The organism is Microbacterium sp. H6 (assembly GCF_003314775.1).
GTDB lineage: Bacteria > Actinomycetota > Actinomycetes > Actinomycetales > Microbacteriaceae > Microbacterium > Microbacterium oxydans.
Genome location: NZ_QOAY01000095.1, coordinates 1 through 2188, shown reverse-complemented (window position 1 = coordinate 2188; position 2188 = coordinate 1). Strand labels below are relative to the sequence as shown.

Genomic DNA, 2188 nt, shown 5'->3' with positions numbered 1-2188 from the left:
CGTCATCCGGCCCGAGCGTCGTGCCGGCGAGAGCCGTGCGCTGCTGCTCGGCGCTGGCCGTGAGCGGTGTGCGCACGAGCAGCAGGTGAGGGCGCACACCGGGCACGGAACCGAGAAGGGAGGCGGCCCACTTCACGAACGAGTCGGCGTCCGCGATGGCGACGACGCGGATGCCGCTGGTTACCGTCATGCCGGAACGCGGCGCAGCTTCGCCATCGGCGCCCGCTCGCTGTCGAACACCCGCTTGACCCCGTCGCCGGTCGCGCGCTCGATCACCCGGATATCGCGCACGAGGTGCTCCAGCCCCGTCGGCTCGAGCGATGCCGCGTGGTCGGACCCCCACATCGTGCGGTCGAGCGTGATGTGCCGCTCGACCGCGACGGCTCCTATGGCCACTGCAGCGAGCGAGATCTGCAGCCCGCGCTCGTGGCCCGAGTAGCCGACGGGCACGCCGGGGTAGCGGTCGCGCAGCGTGGCGATCACCCGCAGGTTCGCCTCCTCGGGCTCCAGCGGGTAGGTCGAGGTCGCGTGCATGAGCACCACGCGGTCGGTGCCGAGGGTCTCCAGCGCACGGTCGATCTGCTCGATGGTCGACATGCCGGTGGAGAGGATCACGGGCTTGCCGGTCTCCCGCAGCGCGATCAGCAGCTCGGTGTCGGTGAGACTGGCCGACGCGACCTTGTGCGCCACGACGTTGAGATCCTCCAGGAACTCGACGCTGGGCACGTCCCAGGGAGAGGCGAACCAGTCCAGACCGCGCATGGTCGCGTAGTCGCCGATCTCGATGTACTCCTCACGACCGAACTCGACCCGCCGGCGGTAGTCGAGGTAGCTCATCACACCCCAGGGCGTCTCGCGGGGGACGTCGCGCATGTGCTCAGGAGTCGAGATCTCCGGAGTCCGCTTCTGGAACTTCACCGCGTCGGCGCCGGCCCGGGCCGCGACGTCGATGAGCTTCTTCGCGATGTCGACGTCGCCGTTGTGATTGAGGCCGATCTCCGCGATGACGTAGGCCGGACGACCGCCGCCGATCACTCGCGAGCCGATGCTGACAGTCATGATTCCTCCGGTGTTCGAGCGTTGGTGCAACCCCTCCCTCCTGACTACGGGCCGAGGATGAACACCGGGAGACCGCCGGGTTACCGGCATAGGTCAGCTCGACAACACCCGTTCGATCAGCTCGCGCACGGCGCCCTCTCCGCCCCGGCGGCGCAGGACGACACGAGCCTCTTCGATCACCAGCGGGTGCGCGTTCGCGACCGCGACCGGCCACCCCACGATCCGCAAGGCCGGCAGGTCGTTGACGTCGTTGCCGAGATACGCGATGTCGGCGAGCGGCACCCCGTTCTCGCGCGACCAGGCGCGCAGTGCGCTCTCCTTGTCGTCGATGCCGTGCAGCACGGGCACCCTGAGCTTGTCTGCACGAGCACGCACCACCGGGTTGACCTCGGTCGACAGGATCAGCAGCGGCACACCGGCCCGACGCAGGAGCGCGACACCCATGCCGTCTTCCCGACTGACCCGCACGCGCTCCCCGCCGTCGGCATCGATGATGGCGGTGTCGTCCGTGTGCACGCCGTCGAAGTCGGTGACCACCGCGCGCACCCGGATGGGCTCAGGCACGTCGTGCAGAGCGGCGAGCGCACGGGCGACACGGAGCTGCTCTGCATCGTCGATCTCGATCGCGGTCCACTCCGGCACGGGGGCGATGCGGATCCTGCCGAAGAAGCGATGTCTGCTCGCCCGGAAGCCGGAAGCCCGGAACACGTAGAACGCCCCGGTCTCGAGGTGGTGGGGCTCGCGATCCTGCCTTCGCGGGCGGTGTGCGGCCTCGTGGTTGATCGCCGCAGCCTCACCGTGTTCGTCCTCCCGCCACAGGAACCCGTACGTCTCATGCGCCGCGAAGACACTGTCGGCACGGTCGGCGCGAACCTCCTCCACGGCGGCGGCGAGCGCATCACTGGGGATGAACGGCGACGTCGCCTGCAGGAACGCCACGACATCGACGCTGTCGCCGCTCGCTTCGAGCGCGTCGAGGGCATGCAGAATCGCGCTCTCCGAGGTCGCGGTGTCTCCCGCGAGCTCCGCGGGGCGGCGGACCGCTCTGGCACCCGCGGCAGTCGCCAGCGCGGCGATCTCGTCATCGTCGGTCGAGACCACGACCAGGTCGATGCCCGCGGCACGGGCG

At 69.7% G+C, this 2188-nt stretch carries 3 protein-coding genes; all 3 read right to left on the bottom strand.

All coding sequences use genetic code 11. From position 1 onward, the window contains the following. Window positions 1–190: DUF6716 putative glycosyltransferase (locus DSP71_RS06560; protein WP_220151085.1), on the bottom strand; the 190-nt coding region annotated here is incomplete at its 3' end. Then, complete coding sequence (locus DSP71_RS06555; protein WP_058632547.1) at window positions 187–1059, bottom strand: N-acetylneuraminate synthase family protein; 873 nt, start codon at window positions 1057–1059, stop codon at window positions 187–189. The genes DSP71_RS06560 and DSP71_RS06555, both read right to left, overlap by 4 nt. 93 nt (window positions 1060–1152) lie before the next feature. Further along, window positions 1153–2188: acylneuraminate cytidylyltransferase (locus DSP71_RS06550; RefSeq protein ID WP_113680681.1), on the bottom strand; the 1036-nt coding region annotated here is incomplete at its 5' end.